General features: G+C 60.2%; 25 protein-coding genes. 8 read left to right on the top strand and 17 right to left on the bottom strand.

Translation table 11 applies throughout. The annotated features are described in order from the left end of the window. Positions 1-52: 52 nt before the first annotated feature. Positions 53-940 (bottom strand): LysR family transcriptional regulator, encoded by an 888-nt coding sequence (locus AC1DRN_RS11335; protein ID WP_223462107.1) that lies wholly within the window; start codon positions 938-940, stop codon positions 53-55. Positions 941-1098: 158 nt separating this feature from the next. Between AC1DRN_RS11335 and AC1DRN_RS11330 the strand changes: the two genes are divergently transcribed. After that, positions 1099-1743, top strand: a complete 645-nt coding sequence (locus AC1DRN_RS11330) for a hydrolase (RefSeq protein ID WP_477786712.1) — start codon at positions 1099-1101, stop codon at positions 1741-1743. 135 nt (positions 1744-1878) lie between these two features. On the opposite strand, the gene AC1DRN_RS11325 is transcribed toward AC1DRN_RS11330, so the two are convergent. Then, positions 1879-3177, bottom strand: a complete 1299-nt coding sequence (locus AC1DRN_RS11325) for a mechanosensitive ion channel family protein (protein WP_223462109.1) — start codon at positions 3175-3177, stop codon at positions 1879-1881. Between the two features lie 192 nt (positions 3178-3369). Here AC1DRN_RS11325 and AC1DRN_RS11320 point away from each other — a divergent pair, with 192 nt between their 5' ends. After that, on the top strand, positions 3370-4710 hold the full coding sequence (locus tag AC1DRN_RS11320; RefSeq protein ID WP_223462111.1) for a DEAD/DEAH box helicase: 1341 nt from the start codon (positions 3370-3372) through the stop codon (positions 4708-4710). A 158-nt stretch (positions 4711-4868) separates the two neighbouring features. Here the strand turns inward: AC1DRN_RS11320 and AC1DRN_RS11315 are convergent, their stop codons facing one another. The 4 genes from AC1DRN_RS11315 to AC1DRN_RS11300 all read right to left on the bottom strand — a co-directional run bounded on the left by AC1DRN_RS11315 (position 4869) and on the right by AC1DRN_RS11300 (position 7825). Next, positions 4869-5603, bottom strand: coding sequence for a DUF899 domain-containing protein (locus tag AC1DRN_RS11315; RefSeq protein WP_223462113.1), 735 nt, complete (start codon positions 5601-5603; stop codon positions 4869-4871). A gap of 155 nt (positions 5604-5758) precedes the next feature. Further along, entirely contained in the window at positions 5759-6628 is an 870-nt protein-coding gene (locus tag AC1DRN_RS11310) for a DUF6279 family lipoprotein (protein WP_223462115.1), read from the bottom strand. Positions 6629-6705: 77 nt separating this feature from the next. Further along, positions 6706-7428, bottom strand: coding sequence for a TorF family putative porin (locus tag AC1DRN_RS11305; protein WP_223462117.1), 723 nt, complete (start codon positions 7426-7428; stop codon positions 6706-6708). A gap of 208 nt (positions 7429-7636) precedes the next feature. Beyond that, on the bottom strand, positions 7637-7825 hold the full coding sequence (locus tag AC1DRN_RS11300; protein WP_015096330.1) for a hypothetical protein: 189 nt from the start codon (positions 7823-7825) through the stop codon (positions 7637-7639). Positions 7826-8176: 351 nt separating this feature from the next. Here AC1DRN_RS11300 and AC1DRN_RS11295 point away from each other — a divergent pair, with 351 nt between their 5' ends. Next, complete coding sequence (locus AC1DRN_RS11295) at positions 8177-9013, top strand: CvfB family protein (RefSeq protein WP_015096329.1); 837 nt, start codon at positions 8177-8179, stop codon at positions 9011-9013. 194 nt (positions 9014-9207) lie between these two features. Then, entirely contained in the window at positions 9208-10140 is a 933-nt protein-coding gene (locus AC1DRN_RS11290) for a DMT family transporter (RefSeq protein WP_223462120.1), read from the top strand. On the opposite strand, the gene AC1DRN_RS11285 is transcribed toward AC1DRN_RS11290, so the two are convergent. After that, positions 10085-11266: an MFS transporter gene (locus tag AC1DRN_RS11285; protein ID WP_223462122.1), complete on the bottom strand. Its 1182-nt coding sequence runs from the start codon at positions 11264-11266 to the stop codon at positions 10085-10087. The genes AC1DRN_RS11290 and AC1DRN_RS11285 overlap by 56 nt on opposite strands. Positions 11267-11370: 104 nt before the next feature. Here AC1DRN_RS11285 and ptrR point away from each other — a divergent pair, with 104 nt between their 5' ends. Both ptrR and AC1DRN_RS11275 read left to right on the top strand, forming a co-directional pair. Beyond that, a complete protein-coding gene (gene ptrR / locus AC1DRN_RS11280) occupies positions 11371-12264 on the top strand; it encodes a putrescine utilization regulator PtrR (protein WP_223462124.1) in 894 nt (297 codons plus the stop codon). Between the two features lie 135 nt (positions 12265-12399). Next, positions 12400-12528, top strand: coding sequence for a PA1414 family protein (locus AC1DRN_RS11275; protein ID WP_007972508.1), 129 nt, complete (start codon positions 12400-12402; stop codon positions 12526-12528). Between the two features lie 87 nt (positions 12529-12615). Here AC1DRN_RS11275 and AC1DRN_RS11270 read toward each other — a convergent pair whose 3' ends face one another. The 6 genes from AC1DRN_RS11270 to speB all read right to left on the bottom strand — a co-directional run bounded on the left by AC1DRN_RS11270 (position 12616) and on the right by speB (position 18257). Then, positions 12616-12867 carry an acyl carrier protein gene (locus tag AC1DRN_RS11270; RefSeq protein WP_223462126.1) on the bottom strand — a complete coding sequence of 84 codons (252 nt, stop codon included), beginning with the start codon at positions 12865-12867 and terminating at the stop codon, positions 12616-12618. Between the two features lie 72 nt (positions 12868-12939). Then, positions 12940-13665, bottom strand: coding sequence for an MBL fold metallo-hydrolase (locus AC1DRN_RS11265; RefSeq protein ID WP_223462128.1), 726 nt, complete (start codon positions 13663-13665; stop codon positions 12940-12942). Positions 13666-13750: 85 nt separating this feature from the next. Then, positions 13751-15130 carry a sodium:solute symporter family protein gene (locus tag AC1DRN_RS11260; RefSeq protein WP_223462130.1) on the bottom strand — a complete coding sequence of 460 codons (1380 nt, stop codon included), beginning with the start codon at positions 15128-15130 and terminating at the stop codon, positions 13751-13753. A 177-nt stretch (positions 15131-15307) separates the two neighbouring features. Beyond that, on the bottom strand, positions 15308-16819 hold the full coding sequence (locus AC1DRN_RS11255; protein WP_223462132.1) for a purine-cytosine permease family protein: 1512 nt from the start codon (positions 16817-16819) through the stop codon (positions 15308-15310). Between the two features lie 55 nt (positions 16820-16874). Further along, positions 16875-17297 (bottom strand): YybH family protein, encoded by a 423-nt coding sequence (locus AC1DRN_RS11250; protein ID WP_223462134.1) that lies wholly within the window; start codon positions 17295-17297, stop codon positions 16875-16877. 9 nt (positions 17298-17306) lie between these two features. Continuing rightward, entirely contained in the window at positions 17307-18257 is a 951-nt protein-coding gene (gene speB, locus AC1DRN_RS11245) for an agmatinase (RefSeq protein WP_007984912.1), read from the bottom strand. 349 nt (positions 18258-18606) lie between these two features. Here speB and AC1DRN_RS11240 point away from each other — a divergent pair, with 349 nt between their 5' ends. Together AC1DRN_RS11240 and AC1DRN_RS11235 are read left to right on the top strand one after the other, a co-directional pair. Beyond that, a complete protein-coding gene (locus AC1DRN_RS11240; protein WP_007972518.1) occupies positions 18607-19500 on the top strand; it encodes a LysR family transcriptional regulator in 894 nt (297 codons plus the stop codon). Between the two features lie 5 nt (positions 19501-19505). Further along, positions 19506-20102: a tRNA-uridine aminocarboxypropyltransferase gene (locus AC1DRN_RS11235; RefSeq protein ID WP_223462136.1), complete on the top strand. Its 597-nt coding sequence runs from the start codon at positions 19506-19508 to the stop codon at positions 20100-20102. Between the two features lie 126 nt (positions 20103-20228). Here the strand turns inward: AC1DRN_RS11235 and AC1DRN_RS11230 are convergent, their stop codons facing one another. Genes AC1DRN_RS11230 through AC1DRN_RS11215 form a run of 4 tightly spaced genes read right to left on the bottom strand, consistent with a single transcriptional unit; the run spans position 20229 to position 25604 of the window. Then, positions 20229-21584, bottom strand: coding sequence for an HlyD family type I secretion periplasmic adaptor subunit (locus tag AC1DRN_RS11230; protein WP_223462138.1), 1356 nt, complete (start codon positions 21582-21584; stop codon positions 20229-20231). A 9-nt stretch (positions 21585-21593) separates the two neighbouring features. Beyond that, entirely contained in the window at positions 21594-23753 is a 2160-nt protein-coding gene (locus AC1DRN_RS11225; protein WP_223462141.1) for a type I secretion system permease/ATPase, read from the bottom strand. A 16-nt stretch (positions 23754-23769) separates the two neighbouring features. Next, complete coding sequence (locus AC1DRN_RS11220; protein WP_223462143.1) at positions 23770-25134, bottom strand: TolC family outer membrane protein; 1365 nt, start codon at positions 25132-25134, stop codon at positions 23770-23772. Positions 25135-25190: 56 nt separating this feature from the next. Next, entirely contained in the window at positions 25191-25604 is a 414-nt protein-coding gene (locus AC1DRN_RS11215; protein ID WP_223462145.1) for a hypothetical protein, read from the bottom strand. Positions 25605-25679: the final 75 nt, after the last annotated feature.

Here is a 25679-nt window from a genome sequence, read left to right as displayed (position 1 = left end):
CCGCAATCGCGAGCAGGCTCGCTCCTACAAGGGATTGTGTGATCTCCGAAAATCACTTCGGCGCCAATTGCCCCACCAGAAACTCGATAAACGCCCGGGTCTTCTGCGGCACCCGCCGCGCCGACGAATACACCGCATTGATAGTGATCGCCGGAGCCTGCCATTCGCACAGCACTGGCACCAGCCGCCCGGCCGCCAGCGCATCTTCGACGATGAAGTCGGGCAGCAGGGCGATGCCCATGCCGGCTTCGGCGGCCTGGGCGAGCAGGTCGCCGTTGTTGGCGTGCAGTGGGCCGGTGACGTTCACCCGTTGGGTTTCCCTGCCATTGCACAGTTGCAGGCTGACACCGCTCTGCAGATACCCGTAGTTCAAACATTGATGGGCGCGCAGATCCTGCGGAGTCTGCGGAACGCCCGCGCGCTCGAGATAAGCAGGGGACGCCACCATGATGCGCGGTGCGGGCGCCAGTTGCCGGGCGATCATCGTCGAGTCGGGCATGCTGGCGATGCGGATGGTCACGTCAAACCCACCCCGCACGGGGTCGACCTGCTGGTCGCTGAGCACCAGTTGCAGCTCGATGTTCGGGTGCTGTTCATGAAACAGCGGAATCAACGGCCCCAACCGCCGAAGACCGAACGACATCGGCGCATTGACCCGCAACACACCGCGTAACTCGCCGATGCCGTCACGGGCGCGTTGCTCGGCCTCGTCCAGTGCCGCCAACACCTCTCGTGCTGCATCGAAATACTCGGCCCCGGCCTCGGTCAGGTGCAGGCTGCGGGTGGTGCGTTGCAGCAATTGCACACCGATGGCTTCTTCCAGCGCCTGAATCTGTTTGCTGACTTTCGAGCGCGGCACGTCCATGGCCCGGGCGGCTGCGGCGAAGCCGTTCTCGCCGACCGTGACGACGAAGGCGCGCATGCATTCGATGCGATCCATATTGTCCCTATTTTAGAATCAATGATTCTCGATTTTAGGTAATTGTCCCTTTTATCGCCAGCCCCTAAAGTGACATCCAAGCCGACAACAACGCCGCTGAAGGCAAGGTCGACTAACCCCTTATCCATTCGAAGTATCGACATCAAAAGGAACGCGCCATGTCTATTCGTGAACTGCTCAACCCTACCAACTCCGCCCTGATCCTGATCGACCACCAGCCGCAAATGGCTTTCGGCGTGCAGTCCATCGACCGCCAGACCCTGAAGAACAACACCGTGGGCCTGGCCAAGGCGGCGAAGATCTTCAACGTACCGACTATCTACACCTCGGTCGAAACCGAAAGCTTCAGCGGTTACATCTGGCCCGAATTGCTGGCAGTGCACCCGGAGCAAAAGCCGATCGAGCGCACCTCGATGAACTCCTGGGAAGACAAGGCACTGGTAGACGCGGTGAAAGCCACCGGTCGCAAGAAGCTGATCATTGCCGCGCTGTGGACCGAGGTCTGCCTGACCTTCCCTGCGTTGGAAGCCCTGGCTGAAGGCTACGAGGTGTACATCGTCACCGACGCCTCCGGCGGCACCAGCAAGGAAGCCCACGACATGTCGGTGCAACGGATGATTCAGGCCGGCGCGRTACCGGTGACCTGGCAGCAAGTGTTGCTCGAATACCAGCGTGACTGGGCGCACAAGGATACTTACGAAGCGGTGATGGAACTGGTGCTGGAACACAGTGGCGCCTACGGCATGGGCGTGGACTACGCCTACACCATGGTGCACAAGGCGCCGCAGCGGCAGGTGAAGTAATCCGCAAATTCTGAAAACGATGTACCCCCTGTGGGAGCGAGCTTGCTCGCGATAGCGGACAGTCAGACGACACATATGTTGACTGACACGCCCTCATCGCGAGCARGCTCGCTCCCACATTTGTTTTTTGTGGGGTTACACCCTGCGTTTTTCAGCTTCGGGAAAATGGCTCGCTCCCAGCACCGCCGGCAATATCCCCGCACGCAAATCCGATCCGCTGGGCTGCTGATACAGGTTCAACCCAAACTCCGGCAGCACCGCCAGCAGGTAGTCGAAAATATCCCCCTGGATCCGCTCGTAGTCGGCCCACGCCGTGGTGCGGGTGAAGCAGTAGATTTCCAGTGGAATGCCCTGGGCCGTGGTCTGCATCTGGCGCACCATGCAGGTCATGTTCGGCTGGATCTCCGGGTGACTCTTCAGGTAGGCCAGCGCATAGGCGCGCAAAGTGCCGATATTGGTCATCCGCCGACGGTTGGCGGACATGGCCGCGACGTTACCCTGGGCTTCGTTCCAGGCCTTGAGTTCGGCCTGTTTGCGGGTCATGTAGTCGGTGAGCAAGTGCACCTGGGACAGCTTCAGCTCTTCGTCGTCACGCAGAAAGCGTACGCCGCTGGCGTCGATGAACAGACTGCGTTTGATCCGGCGGCCACCGGAAGCCTGCATGCCGCGCCAGTTCTTGAATGACTCGGACATCAGGCGCCAGGTCGGGATCGAGACGATGGTCTTGTCGAAGTTCTGCACCTTGACCGTGTGCAGCGTGATGTCCACCACATCGCCATCGGCGCCGACCTGAGGCATCTCGATCCAGTCGCCGACCCGCAGCATGTCGTTGCTGGTCAACTGCACGCTGGCGACGAACGACAGCAGGGTGTCCTTGTAGACCAGCAGAATCACCGCCGACATGGCACCCAGACCCGAGAGCAGCAACAGCGGCGAGCGGTCGATCAGCGTGGCGACGATGACGATCGCGCCAAACACGTACAACACCATTTTCGCCAGTTGCACATAGCCTTTGATCGAGCGGGTGCGCGCGTGCTCGGTGCGGGCGTAGATGTCCAGCAGGGCATTGAGCAGGGCGCTGACCGACAGCAGCAGAAACAGCAAGGTGAAGGACAGCGCGACGTTGCCGAGGAAATTCAGACTGGTCTTGCTCAGGTCCGGCACCAGATTGAGACCGAACTGGAGCACCAGCGAAGGCGTGATCTGCGCCAGGCGATGGAACACCTTGTTCTGCAGGAAATCATTGACCCAGTGCAGGGCCGGCTGGCGGCCGAGCATTTTCGCCGCGTGCAGTATGAGGTAGCGCGCCACCCGTCCGAGGAACAGCGCAATTGCCAGCAGCAACAACAGCGACAGGCTGGAATGCACGAGCGGGTGCTGGTCGAGGGCGCCCCAAAGGTCCAGGACGTTGGTCCAGAGCTGTTTGATATCCATGGTCGAAAACGATTCTTCTATAAGGCGCGAGAGGGGATTAGAGCATTTAAGACGCTTTGTATTACGTTTGAAGAAAAATCAGGCAACAAAAAACCAACTGTTTACCGCCATTTGTATAAAGAAACTCGGCCTGAGCGCTCGAAACCGTTACCCTATGCAGCTGTTTTTTTGCATTTCTTCGAGGTAGCACCCGTGTTTTCCCAATTCGCCCTGCACGAACGCCTGCTCAAAGCCGTGGCCGAGCTGAAATTTGTCGAGCCAACGCCTGTGCAAGCCGCGGCCATCCCGCTGGCGCTCCAGGGGCGTGACCTGCGGGTGACGGCGCAAACCGGTAGCGGCAAAACCGCTGCATTCGTTTTGCCCATCCTCAACCGTCTGATCGGCCCGGCGAAAATCCGCGTCAGCATCAAGACCCTGATCCTGCTGCCGACCCGCGAACTGGCCCAGCAGACCCTGAAAGAAGTTGAACGCTTCTCGCAGTTCACCTTCATCAAGTCCGGCCTGATCACCGGCGGCGAAGACTTCAAGGTCCAGGCCGCCATGCTGCGCAAGGTGCCGGACATCCTGATCGGTACGCCGGGCCGGATGATCGAGCAACTGAACGCCGGCAACCTTGACCTCAAGGAAGTCGAAGTGCTGGTGCTCGACGAAGCCGACCGCATGCTCGACATGGGGTTTGCCGAAGACGTGCAGCGTCTGGTGGACGAGTGCACCAGCCGCCAGCAGACCATGCTGTTCTCCGCTACGACCGGTGGTTCGGGCCTGCGCGAGATGATCGCCAAGGTCCTGAACAACCCTGAGCACTTGCAGCTCAACGCAGTCAGTCAGCTGAACGACACCACCCGCCAGCAAATCATTACCGCTGACCACAACCAGCACAAAGAACAGATCGTCAACTGGCTGTTGGCCAACGAGACCTACCAGAAGGCCATCGTGTTCACCAACACCCGGGCCATGGCCGACCGTATCTACGGCCGCCTGGTGGCGCAGGAATACAAAGCGTTCGTGCTGCACGGCGAGAAAGATCAGAAGGATCGCAAACTGGCGATCGACCGCCTGAAGCAGGGCGGCGTGAAAATCCTCGTGGCCACCGACGTCGCCGCTCGCGGCCTGGACGTGGACGGTCTGGACCTGGTGATCAACTTCGACATGCCGCGCAGCGGCGACGAGTATGTGCACCGCATCGGTCGCACCGGTCGCGCCGGTAACGATGGCCTGGCCATCTCGCTGATCTGCCACGGCGACTGGAACCTGATGTCGAGCATCGAGCGCTACCTCAAGCAGAGCTTCGAGCGTCGTACCATCAAGGAAGTCAAAGGCACCTACGGCGGACCGAAAAAGGTCAAGGCTTCGGGCAAGGCCGTCGGCGTGAAGAAGAAAAAGACCGACGCCAAGGGCGACAAGAAGAAAACCGCCGCCAAGACCCCGACCAAGCGCAAGAGCGCCAACCGGCCGAAGACCGATTCGCTGGTCAGCAAGGACGGCATGGCCCCGCTCAAGCGCCGCAAGCCGGAAGCGCCAGCGGCTGAGTAAGCCGATGCCGTGACCAAAAAAAACCGGACTGATGTCCGGTTTTTTATGTGCGCCCAGCCCGCTCCCACAGGAGCCTGGTGTGAACACATATCTTGTGTACGACACAAAATTTGTGGGAGCGTGGCTTGCCCGCGAAGGCCGCGCCTCGGTGTCTGGGGCTAACCACCATGACAGCAGCTTGACTTCTCCTGTTCCTCATATTTGTCGTGATGCCGCACCCATTCCATGATCTCCTCCTCATTGCGGCCCTTGGGCGTCAGGTCGAGGTAGTTGTAGGCGCCGACCAGCATGTCCAGGCCCCGGGCATAGGTGGAGTAGGTATGGAAAATTTCGCCGGCGTCATTGCGATAAAACACGCTGAGACCAGGGAGTTCCTCCTCGGCGCCGTCGGTTTTTTCGTAGTTGTACGTAGCCTTTCCAGCGACTACGTCTTCGGCCCGGGCACAGACGCCAAAGTCGTAGTTGAAATCGCAGCCATCGGACGACACCCAGTCGAACTTCCAGCCCATGCGCCGCTTGAAGGCCTGGAATTCGGCGAACGGTGCGTGGGAAACCGCCACCACGGCCACGTCATGGTGGGCCAGGTGCTGATTGGCGCCGTCGATGTGATCGCTCAGGTACGAGCAACCGGGGCAGCCCTCGTCCCAACCCTCGGCGAACATGAAGTGGTAGATGACCAACTGGCTGCGGCCGCCGAACAGGTCTGCCAGTTTCAGTTCGCCATTGGGCCCCTGGAAGCGATAGTCCTTGTCGATTTTCACCCAGGGCAGGGCGCGGCGTTCGGCGCTGAGTCTGTCCCTTTCCCTGGTGAAGGCTTTTTCGTGGGCCAGGTGTTGTTTGCGGGCGGCGAGCCATTCTTCCTGCGATACGACGGGATGGTGCTGAATGTTCATGTTGTTTTCTCCTGCGTGGGGCGGGGAGGTGACTTACACAGCCTAGTCGTTTGGCTTGCGTGGAATTCGACATGCCGCCTGTCAGTCGTCAGCAGAAGCCCGGCTGAAGGCTTCACCTCAACCATAGGGTCTCCCACAGGGGAATTGTGTGGGGCTTAACTTTGTTTCGCCGTTTTTAAACACTTCAAGTCGCTGAAGTCCTTCCTCACACCTTCAATTTTCTTCAGCAAACGCGCGCGCTGGTTCGGTGTGCTTTCAGCCATCAGATCCACGAACAGTGAACGCGCCTGGGCCTCGGTGTTGGCAAAGGCCTGACGATAGGCGGGCGTCCACAAACTCTCGCGATTGACCAGAAGTGTCTCGATGCGTTGTGGGAATTGGGGGCTCTGGCGTTGGGCAACAGCTGCGCTGAACTGCTTCTGCCAATGGACGCGGTTGGCAAGCCACTGGGTGTTCTGCTCGCCCAAGGCGCTGGACCATGTGGCTACCCGCTGTTGCTGGGCGGTGCTCAGTGGCCCGAGCCAGTCATTCAAGCGCTTCTCCATGCGCGCGCCGCGCTCCTTGATCTGCTGGTCGAGGGAAGGCTTGAGGTATTCTTCCTGGCGTTTGCGCTGATCCCTGGCAAAGGCTTGGTTCATTTCGGCGACTTGTTTGTCATCCAGCCCTTGCAGCAACTCGATGGCCGACGGGGTGATCTCCCGTGCGATCTCGGCGATCGCCTGCTCGGCTTCACGGGCGCGGGCCTGCAAGGCGGCATCGGTAACCTGATTGGTGGCGATCATGGTTTGCAGGCGGTCCAGCCAGTCGAGGTAGCCGGGCAATTGAGTGGTGCAGTGCCAGCTCAGGTGTTCCTTCAGGCGTTCGTTCAGCCAGCTTTTTTGCTCGCCGTTCATGTCCAGGTAGTCGCTGAGCGTCCACGGGATGATCACATCGAGATTGCGGTAGGCCAGGCCCACGCGGCTGCACGCGCCGAGGGCGAGGGCAATGGTCAACACAACCGCGATATGTTTGAACCAGCGGGACATGGACGAATCCTTGCGAAAGCCAGCTTTCGGGGGCTGATTCTCATGTGAACCCGGGAGGAGTCCGGCAGTTCAGCCGATCAATAGAACGCGTGTTCGGCCTTGAGCGTCACCAGCCCGTCGCACTGGCTGTTGTGCCCGGCATAGGCCGAGCAACCGCTGCCGCTCAGGCTGGAGTCACTGTAGATCAGGTCGAGGTCGATGCCCATGAACGGGCGGGACAATTTCAGCGACCAATCGGTAAAACTGCCTACGTTCCCTCTATCCACCGCCACTGGCGTATTGAATTGGTGGGTGGTGTATTTCAGGCTGATGCCGACACCGAACGGTTGATTGCCGCTCAAGTCAGCGAACAGGGTGTTGTTCTGTTTGTCCGGGTCATTGCTGAAGGCGATGCCGAAACGGCTGCCGAGCAAGGTCAGGCCGCCGAACAGTTCCTGGCTGTCAGGGGTCGTAACTTCGGGGTAGCTGTAGCGGATCAGGCCCACTTCGTAGCCGAGGGTTTGGTCGAAGGGTTGTTTAAAGCCCATGTAGGAATCGAGCTCGAGGTTTTTGCCCGGGCTGATGCCCATGCTGGGCGACCATTGGCCCACGTAGAAACCGCTGTCGTGGCTCAGGTCCAGGCCGCCATGAAACGAGCCGACGGCCGAAGGTTTGACCAGGCCCTGGGCCATGCTGCGGGTGGGGGTGGTGCCGAGCTTGAGGTCGAAGCCCCCCAGCTCACGCTGAAAGATTTGTGCGTGGGCTACGGAGCAGGCCAGCAGGCTGGCGAGCAATGCCGAGAGATAGAAAGGTTTGAACATGCGTCACTCCATGAACCGCGAAGGCAGGCTGTTGAGCCCGCTGGAACGCTTGATCCAGACGCGTGCAAGGATACCGGCGAATGATCGGCAATGAAGGCCGTTCGTCGATTTCCAACGGATTTGATGGCGTGGCGCAGGGGAGAAACGAGGGTTCCAGTCCAAGCGCTTCGAAGCTCAAAGCGCTTTGGGACCAGGTGACGCGAGGGTATTACTTTTTGCCCAGGGTGATCTGCTTGGACGGGCCGAATGTCTGGCCGCTGACGCCTTTGGCAATTTGCTGGATTTCACCGCCGGACTTGAGGAACGCAGCGATCTGGCTGTTGATCGATTCGCTGGTTTCGACGGCTGGAGCTGGCTTTGCTTTGCTGGTGGATGCTTTTACGCGCATGGCGGCCATTAACCTGTAGAAAATTAACTTGGCCAGGCATCGTACAGGAATTACCTGATAATTGCTTGGCAAATATCCCCTCGGCATATTCGTGAGGACGGGGTAATCAGTCGCCGGCCAATATTCGAAATATGCACCTAAGCCGCTGTTTTAACTAATAACATTGCCTGACAAAATACCGCGTCACGCTTGCCAGGGCATGGCGTAAATGCCCGGAACGGCCTGACGAGCGGCCGGGCGCGGGATGAAAACCCGGAAAAATTAAGGGTTTCAGAGGATTTTCTCGCGCCACCGGGCCGGCTGCCGAACGCGGCGCCTAAAACCGGGTAGAATGCCGCCCACGCAATGAGGGTATTGGACATGGCTTTAGTCGGGCGTTACAACAGTTTGCAAGTGGTTAAACACACTAACTTCGGTTTATATCTGGACGGTGGTGCGGATGGCGAAATCCTTCTGCCTAATCGTTATATTCCAAAAGATATTCCTAGCGAAGATGAAGACTGGCTCAACGTTTTTATTTATCTGGACAGCGATGACAAACTCATCGCAACTACTGAAAAACCGAAAGTTCAAGTCGGTGAATTCGCCAGTTTGAAAGTTGTTGAAGTCAACAGCATCGGTGTATTCCTGGACTGGGGGTTGCCGAAAGACCTGTTGCTGCCGTTCTCCGAAGAGAAGCGCCAGATGACGGCGGGCGAATATGTGGTAGTGCACGTCTATCTCGACAAACACACCCGTCGCATCACCGCGACCGCGCGCCTGGACCGCTACCTGGACAAGACCCCGGCCAATTACACCGCCGGTCAGGAAGTGGACTTGCTGGTGGCCGAAGCCACTGACATGGGCTTCAAGGCCATCATCAACAACAAGCATTGGGGCCTGATCCACAAGAATGAAATCTTCAAGTTCATGCGCGCCGGTAAAGAAGAAAAGGGCTTTATCAAGGAAGTTCGCGCCGACGGCAAGATCAGTCTGAGCCTGCAACCGGTCGGCCAGGAAGCGGCCACCAGCCTGAACTCGAAGATCCTCGCCAGGTTGCGCGAAAACAACGGCACCCTGGCGGTCAGCGACAAGAGCGATCCGGCGTTGATCAGCAGCCTGTTCGGTGTCAGCAAGGGCAACTTCAAGAAGGCCATCGGTGCGTTGTACAAGAATGGCCAGATTGTCATTCATGCCGATCGCATTGAGCTCAGTTGATGCGCTGACAAGACAGAGGGCCAGGATGGCGCAAGCAGAGAAGTAGAGGTCTCTGGCGGGCGGCATTTTCTGGCCTTCTGGTTAATAATCGACAACATGATTTTTCGCCCCGGTGTGTTCTTTTCAACGAGAAGGCCGGGGCTTTGCTTTTACTGCCGAGTCGTTGCCATGGATTGTGTCTTCGAGGTGTTCCGGTGAGCGCCACCCGGCGCAGCGCCGACGGGTTTGCCCTGCAAGTGATGGTCGGGTTGTGCCTGGTCTGGGGCGTTCAACAAGTGATGATCAAGTGGGCGGCGGCCGATATCGCGCCGGTGATGCAGGCGGCCGGACGTTCCGGCATGTCGGCGTTGCTGGTCGGGTTGTTGATCTGCTGGAAGGGCGGCTGGAGCCAGGTGGGTACGACCTGGCGCGGCGGCTTGTTGGCCGGTGCCTTGTTCGCCCTGGAGTTCTTCTTCATTTCCGAAGGCCTGCAACTGACCACGGCGGCGCACATGTCGGTGTTCCTCTACACCGCGCCGATCTTTACCGCATTGGGTGTGCACTGGTTGCTGCCCAGTGAGCGTTTGCGCCCGTTGCAATGGCTGGGGATTGTCCTGGCTTTTATCGGGATTGCCATCGCGTTTGCCGGCGGGGTGTCCTGGGACAACCTTGATTACCGCATGTTGATGGGCGATGCCCTGGGTGTGCTGGCGGGCGCGGCCTGGGGCGCGACCACGGTGGTGGTTCGCGCCTCGCGCCTGTCGGAAGCGCCAGTGCCCCTGACGCTGTTCTATCAGTTGATAGTCGGTTTCTTCGGATTGTTGTTGATTGCGCTGCTCAGCGGCCAGATCACCCATGTCAGCCTGACCACTGTAGCGGTCGCCAGTGTGCTGTTTCAGGGCGTGGTCGTGTCGTTCTTCAGTTACCTGATCTGGTTCTGGCTGCTGCGCCGGTACCTGGCGGCGAACCTCGCAGTGTTTTCGTTCATGACGCCGTTGTTCGGCGTCACGTTCGGTGTGGTGCTGCTGGGCGAGGTGCTGAGCCTGAACTTCGTCATCGGTGCAGTGCTGGTGTTGGCGGGCATCACCTTTGTCAGCGCTGAGCAGTGGTTACGCCGTCGTTTGCGCAAAGCCCTCGGTCAGCACTGAACGGCGCGAGCAACAGACCGCCGGCGATCAGCAAGCCGCAACCGGCGACCACCAGCGCCGGTTGTAAACCGCCACTGAAATGACTGCTCAGCGCCGCCAGCAATGGCCCGCTCAATTGGCCCACGGCGAAGCAGGCCGTCAGCAGGCCGGCATTGCGCTGGGTAGCGTGGGGCGCCAGTTCCCGGGAGCGTTGCATCACCAGTTGCATGCAGGCCAGGAATGGCGTGCCGCACAGGATCACACCCAACGCCAGACCTGGCCCGTTGCCCAGCAGGCAGGCGAACACGCCAGCGGCTTGCAGCCATAACGTCGCCATCAACCAGTGGCGCGTTGCTCCCGGCCTTTGGCGACGCAGACTCACCAGCAGCACCCCCGTGGCAGCCGCCAGGCCAAAGCACGGCCAGAACAGGTCGGCCTGCCATTGGCCATGGAATTGTGCGTTGGCCATCTGCGACAGAAAGGTCGCCGGGATGATGTAGCCCAATCCGTACAAGCCGTAGATCCAGCCCAGACGAGCGATGCCTTGGGTGTGCGATGCGATGGCGCTGGGCGCAGCAGTCGCGGTTGCGCTCGGTTGTGGCAGGAACGGCAGGATCCCCAGCAGCATCGCCAGCCCTGCGGCGGCGTACACCAGCCACAAGGTAGCGGAAGTCTGGCCCAGCAGATTCGAGCCCAGAGCTAGCAAGCCGGTCAGAAAAATTCCCAAACCCGGTCCGGCGAAGACCAGGGCGCCTAATCGTGGGCGACCGGCCGCTGCCGCGAGCGGCTGGCTCAGGGCGGTGATCATCACCAGCACCCAGGCGCTGGCCACACCGGTGCCGAAGCGCAGCAGCAGGTGCGACCAGAAACCATTGGCCCAGAACGACGCCAGGGTCAGCAGTACGCAGAGCCACAATCCGCCGAGCAAGCGTCGGTGCACTTGCGCGGGACGCCGGGAGAACATGGCGTCCACCGCGCCGATGAAATAACCGAGGTAATTGGCGGCGGCAATCAGTCCGGCTGCGGTCAGGTCGATCTGACCCTCGCTGAGCAGGTGCGGCAGTTGCGGTGTCAGGGCAAAACGGCCGATGCCCATGGCCATCATCAGGGCAACGAAACTGGCGGATAAGCGAATCAAGGGAGACATGGTCTGGATTCCGTTTAGAGGATCGATGACCGTCAGGCTAGGATTGATTGACTTTCTTTAAAAATGAATAATAGTGAGTAACTTGTTCTTTTTTGGAGAATGCCGTGGAATTCAGCCAATTGCGCATCTTCCAGGCGGTGGCGGAAGAAGGGTCCATCACCCGGGCCGCCGAACGGCTGCATCGAGTGCCGTCGAACCTGTCGACCCGGCTCAAACAGCTGGAAGAGCAACTGGGTGTCGAACTGTTCCTGCGCGAACGTCAGCGCTTGCAGTTGTCGCCTGCGGGAAAAGTCCTGCTGGACTACACCGCCAAGCTGTTTGCCTTGCGCGACGAAGCCAGCGCGGCAGTGCAGGGCGGGCAACCGGCGGGCGACTTCGTGCTCGGCACCATGTACAGCACGGCGGCGATTCACCTTCCGGGGCTATTGGCGCGCTACCACCGTTTGTATCCGGCCGTGAACCTGCAAGTGCAATCCGGACCCAGCGGTGAATTGCTCGAAGGCCTGCTCACCGGACGACTCGATGCGGCGCTGGTGGATGGCCCCATGGAACTGGCCGGGCTCGACGGAGTGCCTTTGTGCGACGAGCGGCTGGTGCTGATCAGCGAGGCCGATCATCCACCCGTGCGCAGCGCGCTGGATGTGCAAGGTCGTTCGGTGTTCACCTTTCGCCAGGGCTGCTCCTACCGCATGCGCCTGGAGGCCTGGTTCGCCCATGACCACGCGGCCATGGGCCGGGCCATGGAGATCGAGTCCTATCCGGGGATGCTGGCGTGTGTGATTGCCGGTTCCGGTGTGGCGCTGATGTCGGAGTCGATGCTCGCCAGTTTACCGGGCCGTGAGAGTGTGGCCGTGCATCCGTTGGCCGAGCCGTTCGCCAGCGCTACCACCTGGCTGATGTGGCGCAAGGGCATGGTCGGGGCCAACCTGAATGCCTGGATCGAGCAGCAACAGGTGGTTTTTCCACCGGCACGGGTACAGGCGCGGGAAATTGCCTGAACACAGGCTGATTGTGATGGATTCAGTAACAGATCGTTGCGACTTTGCGCGAGCATTGCGTAGGACTTCGGACTATTATCTGTGCGAAGGGGCTACAGAATTTTGGCCGCTCGGCACTACCCTGAAGGGGGCACCATGAAAGAGAAAATTCAAAACTGGCTGCATGACCTGGGCGTGGCTCTCGGTTTGATCGAACCGCCTCTGCAACCGGTGCCTGTTCGCACTGACGACGAACAGCGCCGACGTCAGCAGCGTCGCCGGTAATGGCAGATAACACCTGACAGGTGAAAGGTGTTTCCGTGGCGAGGGAGCAAACTCCCTTGCCGCTTCGTGTACGTTTGATCACCCGCCTTAGTACCGCCCAATCTCCAGCAAAAACCGGCTCAAATCATTCGCCGTCCTGGCGGTCTTGAGCATCTGGTCTTCCTTGGCGGTAAACGCCGTCACACCCAGTTCATCTTCCAGATGGAAGATCAGCTCTTCGATATCTTCTTTATCCAATCCCAACTGCGCCAGGCTGGCGTTGTCGTCGAAGTCATCCCGGCCTTCCAGCAGGCGGCTGATGTAGCGGTGCACGACAGCACGAACGGCAGCTTTTTTCATGAGCGTTCTTCGAGGAGGAGGCGGTTTTGTTCTCCGTGCCGGAGCAGTTCCTGTCGTTGAGTACAGCAGGCTTTAGCCATGTGAGCGCTGCCATTGGTCAATCATGCTGCGCAAATACTCCCCGGAAAAACTGCCGAAATGCCCGCCATGCACCGTGCGGATCGACAACTCACACAAGCGTTGCAGGCTGTGGGCGTAATCATCGAGGTTGGAATGGTAGGCGTCTTCGATCAGCGGGCCGTCGTAGATGATGTCGCCGCTGAATAAAGTCTCGGTGGCGGCTTCGTACAGGCAGATGCCACCCGGCGAGTGTCCCGGTGTGTGCACGACCTGCAATACCCGGTTGCCCAGATCCAGCACATCGCCATCTTCGACAAACCCCGTGGCCGGTGCGGCTTTGACCCGGTATTCGGCGTAGCACAGCGGGCAATCAGGGTGGGCTTCGAACATGTCGTCGCCGACAAAGGCTTTGCTCAGGTCGTTGTCGCCGTCCGGTGCGGCAAGAATGTCCGCTTCAGCCGGATGCACCAGTCGTTCAGTGAATTCGTGATGACCGGCGATGTGATCGAAATGGCAATGGCTGGCCACCGCCACCAGCGGCCGTTCGGTGATCCACGGCAGTTGCTCGCGCAGGCTGACCAGGCCCGAGCCGCTGTCCAGCAACAGGTCTTTGTCACGGCCCTGGATGTGCCAGAGGTTGCAGCGGTAGAAGGGGCGGATGTACGGCTCGTGAATCAGGCGGATGCCGTCACTGAGCGGTTTCACTTCGAACCACTGGTCGCGGCTGACGATCTTCATGTGCAGTTTCCTTCAGACGAAAAAAAACGGGTGTGGCAACCGACGCCACACCCGTCGAAGAAAGCATCAAGTCGTTATGTTCAGCTTAGGCGGCGCTGACCACTGCTGCCGTGCGGCGGGACATCAAACTCACCACCACGAAACTCACCAGGCCTACACCGAGGCTGTAATAGATCGGGGTGTTGGCGTCCAGACCGTCCTTGAACATGAACAGCAGCGCAGTGGCGAAGCCCATACCCATGCTGGCGATGGCGCCAGCAGTGGTGGCGCGCTTCCAGAAGATGGCGCCCATCAGCGGGATCAGCATGCCGCCTACCAGCAGGTTGTAGGCCAGGGTCAGGGCGCTGATCACGTCGTTCACGATCAGGGCGATGCCCAGTACCACGATGCCGGTCAACAGGGTGAACAGGCGGTTGATCGCCAGGCTCGACTGTTTGCCGCCACGCAGTTTCGGCAGCAGGTCTTCGGTCAGGGTAGTGGCAGCGGCCAGCAGGCCGGCGCTGGCGGTGGACATCATGGCGGCCAGTGCGGCGGCGATCACCAGGCCACGGATACCGTCCGGCAGGGACAGTTTCACAATCGCGGCGAAGGCGTTGTTGACGTTGTCCAGATCCGGGATCAGCACGTGGGCAGCCATGCCGATCAGGGCGCAGGCCAGGCCGTAGAGGATGCAGTAGATACCGGCGGCGGTACCGGCAACCTGAGCCACTTTGGCGGTCTTGACGGTGAACACCCGTTGCCAGATGTCCTGACCGATCAGGATGCCGAAGAAGTAGATCATGAAGTAGGTGATGATGGTGTCCCAGCCGATGGTGGTGAAGCTGAAGCTCGCCGCCGGCAGTTTCAACACCAACTCATCCCAGCCGCCAACGCGGTACAGGCAGATTGGCAACAGGATGAACATCAGGCCTACGGTCTTGATCACGAACTGGACGATGTCGGTCAGGGTCAGGGACCACATGCCGCCGATGGCGGAGTAGATCACCACGACGCCGCCACCGAGCAGGACCGAGATCCAGAACGGCAGGCCGAACAGCACTTGCAGCACGGTGCCGATCGCCAGGATCGAGGTCACGCCGATCATCAGTGCGTAGGCCAGCATGATCACCGCGCTCGCGGAGCGGGCCATCGGGTTGTAGCGTTTTTCCAGCACCTGGGTAACGGTGTAGATCTTCAGTTTAAGCAGCGGTTTGGCGAGAAACAGGTTCAGCGCCACGATCCCGCAACCCAGGGCCGCACACAGCCAGAAACCGGAGATGCCATGCACGTAACCCAGACGCACGGTGCCCACCGTGGACGCGCCGCCCAGAACGGTGGCAGCCATGGTGCCCATGTACAGGCTTGGGCCGAGGTTACGACCGGCGACCAAAAAGTCTTCGTTGGTCTTGGCCTTGCGCATGCCGTAGTAGCCGAGTATCAACATCGCGGCGGCGTAGATGAGTACGACGAATAAATCCAAAGCCATTGTTGCGTGTCTCCGATTGTCTTTTTTATGGTGGAACAAAATTGGTTCGATGTAGCTGCTTTCTGTGGGAGCGAGCTTGCCCGCGATAGCCGTGTGTCGGTCACATTGATGTTGAATGTGCCGCTGTCATCGTCGGAACGCCGCCCGGAGCAAGCTCRCTCCCACAGGGAGAATGCGTCAGGCCGTCTGACGTAGTTCTGGTTTCGCCGTGATGCTTGCGCTCTGGCTGCGAGGGTCGTTCGGGCCGAACACTGCGCTCGATTCCGGGAACAGGCTCAGCAGAACCAGGTACACCACCGAGGCCAGGCCCAGGGTCACCGGCAGGCTGATGTCGATACCACCGGCCATTTCGCCCAGCGGCCCGACAAACTGCCCCGGCAGGTTCACGAAGCACAGGCCGACGGCCGCACTCGGGATCCAGGCACCCAGGCCACGCCAGTTCCAGCCGTGGGTGAACCAGTAGCGGCCACCTTTCTCGCCGCGGGTGAACACTTGCAGGTCATCCGGGCAGTAGAAGCCGCGACGCACCAGCAGGCCGATGATCATGATCACCATCCACGGGGTGGTGCAGGTGATGATCAGCACGGCGAAGGTCGACACGCTCTGCACCAGGTTGGCCGCGAAGCGCCCGATGAAGATGAAGGCAATCGACATCACACCGATCAGCAGCGTGGCCTTGACCCGCGACAGCACTCGTGGGAACACGCTGGACATGTCCAGGCCGGTGCCATAGAGCGAGGTGGTACCGGTGGACATGCCACCGATCACCGCGATCAGGCATACCGGCAGGAAGAACCAGCTCGGCGATACCGCCAGCAGGCCGCCGACATAGTTGTTGGCCGCGATGTAGTCCGGCGCCTTGATCGCTACGATGGTCGCGGTGGTCAGGCCGAACAGGAACGGGATGAACGTTGCGATCTGCGAAATCACCACCGCCGCCATGATGCGGCGCTTGGAGGTGTCACGGGGAATGTAGCGCGACCAGTCGCCGAGGAACGCACCGAAGGAAATCGGGTTGCTCATGGCCACCAGCGCAGCACCGATGAACGCGGCCCAGAAACCGGGTTGCCCCATGTTCACGGTGCCGGCGTAGTTCACATCGAAGGGACCKGCGAAGGCGAAGGCGCCCAGCAGGAACAACAGGCTGGCACTCCATACCGCGATCTTGTTGACCCACAGCAGGAAGCGGAAGCCATAGATGCACACGGTCAGTACCAGGATCGCGAACAGACCGTAGGCCAGGCCCAGGGTCAGGTCGGTTTCCGGCAGGCCGATCAGGCGTTTGGCGCCACCGATCAGCGCATCACCCGAACTCCACACCGAGAGCGAGAAGAAGGCAATGGCGGTCAACAGCGACAGGAACGAACCGACGATCCGCCCGTGCACGCCGAAGTGCGCACCGGAAGACACGGCGTTGTTCGTGCCGTTGATCGGGCCGAACAGGCCCATGGGCGCGAGGATCAGCGAACCCAGCAACACGCCCAGCACAATCGCCCAGACGCCCGCCTGGAAAGACAGGCCGAACAGTACCGGGAAGCTGCCGAGGACGGCGGTGGCAAAGGTGTTGGAACCACCGAAGATCATCCGGAACAAGTCCGTCGGGCCTGCGGTGCGTTCGTTGTCCGGGATCTGTTCGACCCCGTGGGTTTCAATTTGCGTAAGGCTTTGGTCTTTGTTGTTGTTATTCATGATCAGCTCCGATCATAAAGGCGCGCTCATCGTGCGTGAGCGTCACCTGTGTTGGCTAAGGGGGTGGCAGCCCTTCCGGCATCGCGGACAAATGTTCGTGGCAGGCCAGCCATAGGCCTTGTTGTTCTTGGCCAGACGCTTGTTTCTTGAAAACAATCGTCTCGCGCTCCTGGCTGAAGTGTTGCTCCCCTTGCATGCGCAACTCAGTGGCTACGTCATGGATGAAAATCGCCACGTCACCCTGCAGGCTGACGAAAGCGTTGCTCGAGGTGCACGAGAGCACCTCAAAGCCATCCTCGGCGCGCCAGCTGTCCCACATCGCCTGATAGGCGTCGCGCGACAGCAGGGGCTGTTCGAGGGTGTAGAAGACGAAGCTGGCATCGGCACTGAAAGCGCCGAAGTAGGCTTCGCGATCGTTACGGGCAAAAGCGGACACCAGATCGGCGGCGGTTTTCAGAACCTGATCACGTTCGTTCACGAGCATTCCTCAGCGGTGGACTACGCCAGGCAGTACGCAGAGCATTTCGTACAGCAGGTTGGCGGCCAGCAGTGAGGTGTTACCGGTGGTGTCGTAAGCGGGCGAGACTTCTACCAGATCGCAACCGACCAGGTCGAGGCCTTGGCAGCCACGAACGATCTCGATCGCCTGAATGGTCGTCAGGCCGCCGATTTCCGGAGTGCCAGTACCCGGTGCCCAGGCAGGGTCGATGCCGTCGATGTCGAAGCTGAGGTAAACAGGACCGCCGCCGACTTTCTCGCGGACTTCAGCCATCAAGGGCTCCAGCGATTTGTGCCAGCACTCTTCGGCCTGAACCACACGGAAGCCCTGGTTGCGGCTCCAGTTGAAGTCGTCAGCGGTGTAGCCTTGGGCGCGCAGGCCAATCTGCACGACACGGTCCGGATCCAGAAGACCTTCTTCAACGGCGCGACGGAAGGTGGTGCCGTGGGCGATCTTCTCGCCGAACATGTGGTCGTTCACATCGGCGTGAGCGTCGATGTGCACCAGACCGACCTTGCCGTGCTTCTTATGGATGGCACGCAGGATCGGCAGGGTGATGGTGTGGTCGCCGCCCAGGGTCAGGGGGATCACATCGTGTTCGAGGATGTTGTCGTAGGACTCTTCGATGATCCGTACGGCATCCAGCAGGTTGAAGGTGTTGATTGCGATGTCGCCAATGTCGGCAACCGACAGCGAGTCGAACGGTGCAGCACCGGTGGCCATGTTGTACGGGCGGATCATGACCGATTCAGCGCGGATTTCGCGAGGCCCGAAACGGGTGCCAGGGCGCAGCGAGGTACCGATGTCCAGTGGCACACCTACGAAGGCAGCGTCCAGGCCGGCAGCGGTATTCAAATGGGGGAGTCGCATCATGGTGGCGATGCCGCCGAAGCGCGGCATTTCGTTGCCGCCCAGTGGTTGGTGAAGAATCTTGTCCACGGGTAAAGGCCTCATCGTCGTTGTTTTATTTATTCAGGTAAGCCGTTCACGAGAGTACGGGCGAACCTTGTGGCGCCGATTCTGCGAAATGTAGTGGCCGGGAAGAATCGCTACGGGCAAATACTTAGTTCAGATTTTTCTAAACTAATGGCTGGGACAGCGATAGACTTCACGCCATACGCTAAGCCCGATGCCAGGAGCAAACCTTGTGGGAGCGAGCTTGCTCGCGATGGCGGCGGGGCAGTCAACATTGATGTCGATTGTCATGCCCTCATCGCGAGCAAGCTCGCTCCCACAAGGTTCTTTATCGACTGGAGCACTGCGCGTCACCTCGTTATCGGAGTCCGACATGGCCAACGCTTTACCCGACCTGAAACTATTGCGCATTTTCGTCAGCGTGGTGCGCCATCAGGGGTTCGCCAACGCCCAGCAAGAGCTCAATCTCTCGACGTCAGCCATCAGCACCTACATGAGTCAGCTCGAAGCGGCCCTTGGCCTGGTGCTGTGCCATCGCGGCCGTGGCGGTTTCAGCCTGACCAGCAAGGGCGAGCTGTTCCATCAGGAAACCCTGCGTCTGTTGGGCGAACTCGAAGGCTTCGAGCAATACGCCGCCGCCCTCAAGGGTGAGTTGCGCGGTACCTTGAACCTCGGGGTAATCGATTCCACTGTCAGCGACAAGGCCCTGCCGTTCGCCGAAGCCATCGGCGCCTACAGCCAGGAACACCCAGCCGTGCACTTGCACCTGTCGGTGATGAGCCCTTACGAATTGCAACTCGGCGTACAGGACAACCGCCTCGACCTGGCCATCGGTGCGTTTTCCACGCGCATGAGCGGTCTGGTGTACATGCCGCTGTACCGTGAACAACACTGGTTGTATTGCAGCACGCGGCATCCACTGTTCAACGAGCGGCGCATTCCCGAACAAGTCATCACCCAGCAGCGCATGGTCGGCCGTGGCTACTGGAGCCAGGCTGAACTGGCGCGTCACGGCTTCAAACACAGTGCCGCGACCGTGGAAAGTATGGAAGCCCAGTTGATTCTGGTACTGTCCGGCGCCTACATCGGTTACCTGCCGGAGCACTACGCCCAGGCCTGGGCCGACAAGGGTGACTTGCGGGTGTTGCTGCCGGCGACCTTCGGTTATCAGGCGCCGTTCTCGATGATCGTGCGGCGGGGGCGTAGCCGCGAGCCGCTGATCCAGACGTTCCGTGATCTGCTCAAAGCACAACTGAATCAGGCGTAAAGACGATGTCCAGAATTCAATGTCCGCGCTGCCTGCGCCCGCAAACTCATTGCCTGTGCCCGTTGATCCCGAGCCTCGACAGCCGCACCCGGGTGTTGCTGTTGCAGCACCCGAGCGAAGTGAATCATGCGTTGAATACCGCGCGCCTGGCGGCGCTTGGGTTGAAGAATGCCGAGTTGATCGTCGGCGAGGTGTTCGAGGATTTGCCGGCGCTGTTGAGTCAGCCGGGGTATCGGGCGCGGTTGCTGTTTCCCGGCGAAGATGCCCAACCGATGCAGGCTTGTGCCGCGACAGACGAACCCTTGTTGCTGCTGGTCCCCGACGGCACCTGGCGCAAGGCGCGCAAGATGTTGCACCTCAATCCGCTGCTGGCGGCGCTGCCGAGGGTGACGCTGGCCGAGGGCGGTGTGTCCCGCTATCGCCTGCGCAAGGCGCCGGGGCCGGGAGCGTTGTCGACGGTGGAGGCGATTGTGCAGGCGCTGGAAACCCTCGAAGCGCCGACTTCGTTTGCGCCGTTGTTGAAGCCGTTTGAAGCGTTGATCGAGGGGCAGATTGCGGCGATGGGGGAGGAGGTTTTTCAGCGTAACCATGGGCTGAAATAGTCGTTGTGTTTGATGCCCCCATCGCGAGCAAGCTCGCTCCCACAGGTTTGCGTTCGACGCGGACACTGTGGGAGCGAGCTTGCTCGCGATGGCGGTAGTAAGATCACAGCAGATGTTTGAAGAAAACTACCTTTCCCGCATCGCCTCGGTCCGCGCCTTCAACACCGGTTTAAGCAAGTAATCGAGCACCGTTTTCTCCCCGGTAATGATGTCCACCGTCGCCACCATCCCCGGGATGATCAGTAGCGGTTTCACGTCCCCACCCAAATGGTTTTTGTCAGTGCGCACCTGAATCAGATAGAAGCTGTTGCCCTTGTCGTCGGTGATGGTGTCGGCGCCGATCAATTCCAGTTTGGCACTCAGGCCGCCGTAAATGGTGTAGTCGTAGGCACTGAACTTGACCATGGCTTTCTGGCCCGGATGCAGGAATGCAACGTCCTGTGGCCGCACCTTGGCTTCGATCAGCAGGTTGTCTTCCAGCGGCACGATTTCCACCATGTCGCTGCCGGGCTGGACCACGCCGCCGATGGTGTTGACCTTCAACACCTTGATGATGCCGTGAACCGGCGAGACCACGGTGGTACGGGTCACGCGGTCGTCGATGGCGATGCTCGATGCCGTGATTTTCGACAGGTCGGTGCGTTTCTCGTTCAGCTCTTTGGCGGCTTCGGAACGGAAGGTCTGTTCCGATTCGTCAATCTTGCTTTTGATCTCGTTGATCGCCGATTCGGCCCGGGGAATGGCCAGGGTGGTGGCGTTGAGCGAGCCGCGAATCTCCACTGCGCTGCGTTTGAGGCGCAGGATTTCCACCGGTGACACCGCACCCGTGCCCACCAGCGGTGTGGACATGTTCATTTCCTGTTGCAGCAGCGCCAGACTGGAGCTGAACTGCCCCTGTTTCGAGCGGAACTCCGCCAGCTCCTGGGTTTTTTGCCGAAGTTGCTCGGTCAGGGTGCGCTGTTCGCTGGCCAGTCGGCGTTGCCGCTGCTCGTACAGCGAGCGCTCGTCTTCAGCCACTTGCGGAGCTTTGGCGATCACTTCTTCCGACAGTTTGAACGGCCGGCCTTCGGCTTCGGCCGAAAGCCGTTCGACTTGTGCGGTCAAGGCATAGCGATCGGCTTCGCTTTCGCCCTTGTTCGACAGGTAGCGGGTGTCATCCAGGCGCAGCAAGGTGTCGCCCTTGTTCACCATTTGTCCTTCACGGACGAAAATTTCAGTGACGATACCGCCCTCCAGGTTCTGGATCACCTGGACCTTGCTCGACGGAATCGCCTTGCCTTCGCCCATGGTCACTTCCTGCAACACGGCGAATCTGGCCCAGACCAGTGCGCTGATCAGCAGCGCGGCCGCCAGCCACACGGTAATTCGCGACCAGCGCGGCGAGTCCTGCAACGACGCACCGGCGGTTTCCGGCATGAACTCGGTTTCGGCACTTTTGTTGAAGCTGTCGAAGTAGCCACGGGATCCCTGATCGGCAGACATGGACGACTCCTAGACGGCCGCAGAGCCGACACGGCCCTTGCGCAGTGCATCGATGACCGCTTCTTTCGGACCGTCGGCGACGATCCGTCCGTTGTCCAGCACCACCAACCGGTCCACCAGGCTCAGCATCGAGGTGCGGTGGGTCACCAGCAGGATGGTTTTGCCCTGGACCCAGCCGTGGAGTTTTTGCCGCAGGACGTCTTCGCTGCTGTTGTCCATGGCGCTGGTGGGTTCGTCGAGCAGCATGATGGGCGGGTCGAGCAACATGGCCCGGGCCATCAATACCGCCTGGCGCTGGCCGCCGGACAGCAATTGCCCGCGTTCGCCCACGGGCCGGTCGAAGCCTTGCGGGTGTTGCCGGGCCAGCTCGGTGACGCCGGTCATTTCCGCCACTTCGAGCATGCGTGAGTCGCTGATATAGCGCGCGCCGAGGGTCAGGTTGTCGCGCAGGCTGCCAGCCAGCAGCGGCAGGTCGTGGGCGACGTAACCGATTTGATGGCGCAGGTCGGCGACGTCCAGTTGTCGCAGGTCCAGGCCATCGAGCAGTAACTGGCCTTCATCCGGTTCGTAGAAGCCCATCACCAGTCGCGCCAGGGTGCTTTTGCCTGAGCCGCTGCGGCCGATGATGCCAATGCGCTCGCCGGGTTTCACACTGAAGCTGATGTTGCCCAGGGCAGGAGCACTCTGGCCGTTGTAGTGGAAGGTCACGCCGACAACATCCAGCGCGCCTTGCAGTTGGGTGCGCTCCAGCGGCCGTTGTCTGGCGTCGCGCTCCTGGGGCAGGCCCATCAGCGCGTCGGTGCTTTTCATGGTCAGTTGCGCTTGCTGGTAGCGGGTGATCAGGCCGGCGATCTGTCCCAGTGGCGCCAGCACCCGACTGCCGAGCATGTAGCTGGCCACCAGGGCACCGACGCTGAGGTTGCCGGCGATGATGCTGTAGACCCCGGCGACAATGGTCGCCATGCCGGACAGTTGCTGGATGAACAGCGTGCCATTGGTAGCCAGGGCCGAGAGGTTGCGCGCGTGGCTGTCGAGGCGGGTGAGGGCGCCGTGGGTGCTTTCCCATTTGTGCTGGCGTTCGCTTTCGGCGCTGCAGGCCTTGAGGGTTTCCAGGCCGCTGAGGGTTTCGATCAACAGTGCCTGGCGTTCGGCGCCGAGGCTGAGGCTCTTTTGTACGGTGTCGCGCAGGCGTATCTGGATCACCATGGCGAAGACGATGGTGATGGGGAACGCCAGTGTCGGAATCACCACCAGCCAGCCACCGAGCAGGCCGATCACCAGCAGCATCAGCAGGCAGAAGGGCAGATCGATCAGGCTGGTGAGGGTCACGGCGGTGAGAAATTCCCGCAGGCCCTGGAAGTCATGAATGCTTTGGGCGAAGCCACCGATGGTCGCCGGCCGCGCTTTCATCGCCATGCCGGTGATGCGCTCGAACAGAGTGGCCGACAGGATCACGTCGGTTTTCTTGCCGGCGGTATCCAGCAAGTGCGCGCGCACGACCCGCAGCACCAGCTCGAATGCGGTGCCGATCAGCAGACCGATGGCCAGCACCCACAAGGTCGAAGTAGCCTGGTTTGGCACCACGCGGTCGTAGGTTTGCATCACGAACAGCGGCACCATCAGCCCCAGCAGGTTGATCAGGAAACTCGCCAGGATCGCATCGCTGTACAGCCATTTCGACAGCTTCAGCGTATCGCGAAACCAGGCCTGCACCCGAGGCACCAGCGGCGAGCGCAAGTCTTCGAGTTCGTGGCGTGGCCGGGCAAACAATGCCTGGCCACTGTAGTGTTCGGCCAGCTCCTCAGGGCTGAGCCATTGTTCGCCGCCGTCGGCCTCGCTGGGCAGGATCAGCACCTTGCCGTCCTCGCCATAACGGCGCAGGACGGCCGTGCGGCCATTGTCGAGCAATAGCAGCACAGGCAGGTTGAGCGGGGAGATGTCTTTGAGGTCACGGCGCAGCAAGCGCGCCTGTAAACCGGCCCGGGCCGCTGCACGGGGCAGCAGGTCCAGGCTCAGGCGTTGGTGTGCCATGGGCAGCCCGGCACTCAGGCTGGCGCGACTGACCGTCGCGCCGTGGAGTTTGCAAAGGATCAGCAGACCGTCCAGAAGCGGGTCATCGAAGCTCAGGCGTGGATCGACACCGGTGTTGCCGGGTTCCATGCTGGTCATTGAACCCTCCCGGGCACTACTTCATTTCAGGTAGTCGAGCTTCGTTTTTCACTTCGGTCTGGGCGATCGCGTCGGCGGGCAGTACGACCCGTTGTTTGCTCAACAATTGGCCCATGTTCGCCAGGACTCGGTACATCGAAAACTCTTCGGTGTAGCGCACTTCGGTGTAGCGACGGTTGGCGTTGTAGAGTTCGTTTTCACTGTCGAGCAGGTCCAGCAGGGTCCGTTGACCGAGGCCGAACTGATCCTGATAGGCGATGCGTACGCGTTTGCTGGTGTCGGCGTATTCACGGGCGGTCGGGGTTTGTTTCTTGGCATTGACCATAGCGTTCCAGGCCAGGTGAATGTTCTCATTGAGCTGGCGCAGGGCATTGTTACGGATGTCCATGGCCTGGTTGATCTTGTGCGAGTCGGAGGCCAGGCGCGCTTTGTCGCTGCCGCCGCGGAACAGGTTGTAGTTCATGATCACGCCGACCCGCCATTCATTGTCGTGGCCTTCATCACCCTGCACGTTGTTGTTCGCGCCCACGGCGGCCTCGGCATCCAAGCGCGGGTAGAACGGCGACTTGGCGACTTCGTACTGGCTTTCGGCCGATTGCACGTCGGCCTGGGCGGATTTCAGGTAAGGGTTGTTTTCCACCATGCTCTGCTGGGCTTCGGGCAATGAGGTGGGGACTTCGCCGCGAATCGACGGCGGGGTTTCGAGTTCATCGGGCATACGCCCCACAACGGCATAGAAGTTTGATTCGGCATCAGCCAGATCGACTTCGGCGGTGTCGAGGTTGTTTTCTGCCAGTGCCCGGCGAGCCGCGGACTGGTCGGCATCGGCGTTGCTGCCCACGCCGCGCTGGGTGCGCAGGCCGATCTGGTCGTTGACCCGCAAGTGCGCTTGCAGGTTGTTCTTGGCCAGTGTCACCAGTTCGCGACGCTTGAGCACTTCGAGGTAAACCTCGGTGGTGCGCAGGGCCAGGTCCTGAGCCGTACCTTGAGCGTAATAGGCTCGTGAGTTGACCACGCCCTGGGTGCGCTGGACTTCATTGGCGGTGTTGAACCCGTCGAAGAGCATTTGCCGCAGGCGCAATTCCGACTGGGTGTAGTTCAAGGTTTCGGTGTTGTGCCCACTGGGGGTGAGCGCCCGGGTATTGGTGTTATCGCTGTACGCGCGCCCGTAGGCGGCGTTCAGATCAACAGCTGGATAAAAGCCCCCTTTGGCGACCTTCACGTCCTCATCCGCCGACAGACGGCTGTCCACCCGTGATGCCAGCTCCGGGTGGGTCGCGATGGTGCTCTGGATTGCCTCGGTCAGCGTCATGGCCTGAGCCTGGGACGAGCAGGCCATGGCCAAGAGAACCGCGCTGTAGAGGGGGGCTAATAGGCGCATGTTGCATCTCCCTGATTCCTGATGGTGCTTATCAGTCGCCAATTATTTGACGACATTTATAGGTAAAGTTGTTTCACATCTTTAACAAAAGAGCTAAGAACATTCTGGAGCGTAGCTAAGAAATTTTTTTCATAACGTGTATGCCAAAAAAAACTTATGCGCCCTGCAAAATCCAGCACATTGTTCAATGCGAAAGCCCTTGTTTTATGGGCGTTATGGCGCTTGTCGGGGTTTGAGGAAAGTTCCAATCCACTTATCGACATAGAGCGAAGAAGTGCTGGAGGGGAGGGACGCGAGCGATCTGGTGGCGACGGTTTTTTGTCACTTGAGTGGTTCAAGATCGTTACGCATTGCTCACAGGCAAGGTTGTTGCGAACAGGGATCCGATGCCATTGATTGCAGAGGGTTTTTCCCAAAATCGTAAACAGCGCCGTGAGCGACTGGCTGGGCGAGATCGTTGCCGGGGCCACGGCTTACTCACGTGAACCGGTACCTGGAACACGATCCGCCAGACAACCCGCTCGAGCCATGCGCACGTTCTTCGC

The sequence above is a fragment of the Pseudomonas sp. P5_B3 genome (assembly GCF_056400405.1).
Note: the sequence above shows the minus strand (reverse complement) of the source record. Positions and strands in the feature narration are given on the sequence as shown.

Bases quoted from the DNA above. Each gene is read 5' to 3' on its own strand.
- AC1DRN_RS11335 (WP_223462107.1), bottom strand. From the start codon at position 940: ATGGATCGCATCGAATGCATGCGCGCCTTCGTCGTCACGGTCGGCGAG.
- AC1DRN_RS11325 (WP_223462109.1), bottom strand. From the start codon at position 3,177: ATGGATATCAAACAGCTCTGGACCAACGTCCTGGACCTTTGGGGCGCC.
- AC1DRN_RS11315 (WP_223462113.1), bottom strand. From the start codon at position 5,603: ATGAACATTCAGCACCATCCCGTCGTATCGCAGGAAGAATGGCTCGCC.
- AC1DRN_RS11310 (WP_223462115.1), bottom strand. From the start codon at position 6,628: ATGTCCCGCTGGTTCAAACATATCGCGGTTGTGTTGACCATTGCCCTC.
- AC1DRN_RS11305 (WP_223462117.1), bottom strand. From the start codon at position 7,428: ATGTTCAAACCTTTCTATCTCTCGGCATTGCTCGCCAGCCTGCTGGCC.
- AC1DRN_RS11300 (WP_015096330.1), bottom strand. From the start codon at position 7,825: ATGGCCGCCATGCGCGTAAAAGCATCCACCAGCAAAGCAAAGCCAGCT.
- AC1DRN_RS11295 (WP_015096329.1), top strand. From the start codon at position 8,177: ATGGCTTTAGTCGGGCGTTACAACAGTTTGCAAGTGGTTAAACACACT.
- AC1DRN_RS11285 (WP_223462122.1), bottom strand. From the start codon at position 11,266: ATGTCTCCCTTGATTCGCTTATCCGCCAGTTTCGTTGCCCTGATGATG.
- AC1DRN_RS11275 (WP_007972508.1), top strand. From the start codon at position 12,400: ATGAAAGAGAAAATTCAAAACTGGCTGCATGACCTGGGCGTGGCTCTC.
- AC1DRN_RS11270 (WP_223462126.1), bottom strand. From the start codon at position 12,867: ATGAAAAAAGCTGCCGTTCGTGCTGTCGTGCACCGCTACATCAGCCGC.
- AC1DRN_RS11265 (WP_223462128.1), bottom strand. From the start codon at position 13,665: ATGAAGATCGTCAGCCGCGACCAGTGGTTCGAAGTGAAACCGCTCAGT.
- AC1DRN_RS11260 (WP_223462130.1), bottom strand. From the start codon at position 15,130: ATGGCTTTGGATTTATTCGTCGTACTCATCTACGCCGCCGCGATGTTG.
- AC1DRN_RS11240 (WP_007972518.1), top strand. From the start codon at position 18,607: ATGGCCAACGCTTTACCCGACCTGAAACTATTGCGCATTTTCGTCAGC.
- AC1DRN_RS11235 (WP_223462136.1), top strand. From the start codon at position 19,506: ATGTCCAGAATTCAATGTCCGCGCTGCCTGCGCCCGCAAACTCATTGC.
- AC1DRN_RS11230 (WP_223462138.1), bottom strand. From the start codon at position 21,584: ATGTCTGCCGATCAGGGATCCCGTGGCTACTTCGACAGCTTCAACAAA.
- AC1DRN_RS11225 (WP_223462141.1), bottom strand. From the start codon at position 23,753: ATGACCAGCATGGAACCCGGCAACACCGGTGTCGATCCACGCCTGAGC.
- AC1DRN_RS11220 (WP_223462143.1), bottom strand. From the start codon at position 25,134: ATGCGCCTATTAGCCCCCCTCTACAGCGCGGTTCTCTTGGCCATGGCC.